Source organism: Komagataeibacter kakiaceti JCM 25156, from assembly GCF_000613305.1.
Window position 1 is genome coordinate 1 of sequence record NZ_BAIO01000345.1, and the last position, 2,571, is coordinate 2,571.

The window sequence follows — 2,571 nt, forward strand, 5'->3', positions numbered from 1 at the left end:
CTGGCGCTGGCGGTGGTGCCCGTGCTGCTGACCGCCGCATTGCCCATCCATCCGGGCCTGCTGGCGATGGTGGGGGTCGAGACCGGGTTATGCGCGCTGGTGGCCCTTTATGTGGGGGTGGCGCCGCTGGGTATCGCAGGGCTCTTTCCGCGGCCTGTCCGCGCCAGCGGCATCGCGATCGGGTATAACGCCGCGATGGTGGTTTTTGGCGGTTTCGCGCCTGCGTTCCTGAACATGCTCGGGGCGCGGCAGCACATGCTTCTGGCCCCTGCTTTCTATGTCACGTTCGCGGCCATCCCGGCGCTGGCGGCACTTGCCGCCGGTGCGAAATACTTTGGCCCGGCGCATGCCGTGCAGCCGGAGGCATAGCTTGCGCAGGGATAAGCATATGACCGCTGACACCATAAATGCGACACTGCCTGCACGGGGAGACGGCATGATGCAGCACACCACGGATGTTATTCTGACGGGGCATGACCTGTGCCTGACACAGATTGCCAGAATAGCCGATGGTGCCTGTGTAACCCTTTCGGCCGAAGGGATGAAACGCATGGCGGCCAGCCATGCCACCCTGCTGTCGCTGCTGGCCGAAGGCAGCGAGGTCTATGGCACCACCAGCATGGTCGGGGCCTTCAAGGACTGCGATATTCCAACGGATGACACCACGGCCTACGCCCGGCGGCTGCTGCGTTCGCATGCGCTGGGGTCCGGTCCGGCCTTTGACGTGCGTGAGGTCAGGGCGGCCATGGCCATCCGGCTCAATGGCTTGTTAAGCGGCCAGACGGGCGCGTCCCCCGCGCTGGCGCGTGCCTGCGGGATCTGCTCAATGCCCGGATCACGCCGGTCGTGCGCATCTACGGCTCGATCGGGTGCGCCGATGTCGGGCTGATGTCGCATATCGGCAAGGCCCTGATGGGGGATGGGGAGGTCATGGTGCCGGGGCATGATGCGCCGCAGCCCGCCATGGCCATGCTGCGTCGCCACGGGCTGTCCCCGCTTGTTCCGGGGCCGAAGGACATCATGACCATCCTGTCCAGCAATGCGCTGTCGGTCGCCACGGTCGCCCTTTCGGTAACCGGGCTGCGGCGCGCACTGCCGGTCAGCCTTGGGGTGTATGGCCTGTCCTGCGCGGGATTTGGCGCGTTCCGCGCCCCGTGGCGGGCGGCGCTTGATAACGGCACGATGGCCGAAAAGCGCGTGGCCGCGTTCGTCACGCAGGCGCTGCGTGGCGACGCATGGGTTTCACGCGGGCATATTCATGATCCGTTATGCTTCCGCTGCCTGCCCCAGACCGGGGGTGCGCTGCTTGCATCCCTGCTGCGGGTGGAGACGGCGCTGCACCATGTCTTCAACCATTGTGATGACAACCCGCTTCTGATCGGGGGCGAGATCCTGACTTCCGGCGGGTCGCTGCTGCTGGAACTGACGCTGGATGTGCAGATGCTGCTGCAGGCGGTCGCGCATTACGCGCGCGGATCCATGGGGCGTATCCTGACCCTGTGCCGCGATGACCTGTCCGGCCTGCCGCGTAATCTCAGCCTGCGTGTGGGGCATGACATCGCATTCGGCGCGGCGACGAAGCTGGCGGTTGATCTGGGCACCCGCATCCTGCGCGAAGCCGCGCCGGCATCGCTTTATCAGGTGCCCGTCGCCAACGGGGTGGAGGATGAAGCCTCCTACCTGCCCATGGCCGGGCGCGCGCTTGAACTACAGGTCAGCCTGCTGCACCGGCTGGTCGCGCAGGAAGCCGTCACCGCCTTTCAGGCGGTGCATCTGTCTGGCAATGAAAACGTGCTGCACGGCATGGCGGGGCATCTGTACGCCCGGCTGGCCACATGCATCGACCCGGTGAGCGATCACATCCCGCTATGCACCGTCTTTGATGCCGCGCGTGATGTCCTGTTCACCGGTGAAACCGCAATATCCAGCCCGTCCAGCCTTCTGTTCGGGTCTGACAGCATCTTACGGGAGCATCACGAAAATGCATGAACTTGTCCTGACCGGGGCGGTCGTGACCTGCGCGGGAGTACTGCGCGATGGCTGGATCGCGGTCGATCACGGGCGCATTTCCCGCTTTGGGCAGGGCACGCCCCCGCAGGCCGTGGCAACGGAAGACCATGGTGACAGCCTGCTTCTGCCCGGCGGGATCGACGCGCAGGTCCATTCCCGCTCCCAGAAGGGGCAGGAGGATTTCATCTGGACCACCCGCTCCGCCGCCGCCGGGGGCATCACCACCATTGCCGACATGCCGTATGATGATGGGTTTCTGGTCTGCACCGCCGAGCGTCTGGCGCTCAAGGCGCGGGGAAGCAGCGGCGCAGGCGCGCGTGGATTTTGCCTGTGGGGCACCATCGCGCCCGCCGATGGGCCGGTTCATATTGCCGATATGGCGGCGGCGGGGGCCTGCGCCTTCAAATTCTCCACTTTCGGCACCGATCCCGAGCGTTTCCCGCGCATTCCGGCCGATCTTCTGCCGAATGTTTCAGCGCGGTGGCCCGCTGCGGGCTGGCCGCGGGCGTGCATAACGAACATGACGGCATGGTGCGTGCCCATATCCGCCGCGTGGCGGCG

Annotated in this window: 3 pseudogenes; all 3 read left to right on the top strand. The window is 65.9% G+C overall.

Annotated features, from left to right (window positions below):
• A pseudogene (locus tag JCM25156_RS29475) lies at positions 1–369 on the top strand (hypothetical protein); the annotation flags it as partial.
• A gap of 172 nt (positions 370–541) precedes the next feature.
• A pseudogene (locus JCM25156_RS13510) lies at positions 542–1,989 on the top strand (aromatic amino acid lyase).
• Positions 1,982–2,571, top strand: a pseudogene (locus JCM25156_RS24440) (hypothetical protein); the annotation flags it as partial. The pseudogenes JCM25156_RS13510 and JCM25156_RS24440, both read left to right, overlap by 8 nt.